This is a genomic window from Methylobacterium sp. J-088 (assembly GCF_022829295.1).
GTDB lineage: Bacteria > Pseudomonadota > Alphaproteobacteria > Rhizobiales > Beijerinckiaceae > Methylobacterium.
The window spans coordinates 1-331 of sequence record NZ_JAKSYH010000201.1; the positions used below are offsets into that span (position 1 = coordinate 1).

Sequence of the window (331 nt, forward strand, 5' to 3'; positions counted from 1 at the left end):
GATCTCGGTGGGGATGTCGGCGAGATAGACCCGCAGGCGTTCCGCGACGCGGTCACCGGCCATGTCGAGCGGCCCCTCGACCTGTACCTCGCGGAGATCCAGGCCCTGCCGGGGCGCACCGAGATCGCGGCGGTCAACCAGCGCTCGGGCAATTCCCGGGGCTTCTTCGCGACGCGGATCGCCGGCGGCCAGGCCGCCAACGGCGCCATGGCCTGCGCCCGCTGGACCGGCGTGCCGCTCAAGAGCGTCCTCGACAGGGCCGGGGTGAAGGCCGGGGCCGTGCAGGTCTCGTTCGGCGGCCTCGACGGGCCGGTCCTGCCCGAGACCCCCG

1 protein-coding gene is annotated in these 331 nt (G+C 74.3%); it reads left to right on the forward strand.

All coding sequences use genetic code 11. The features are described 5' to 3' along the window. The coding region (locus MKK63_RS22565; RefSeq protein ID WP_244005804.1) for a molybdopterin-dependent oxidoreductase at positions 1-331 on the forward strand (331 nt) is incomplete at both ends.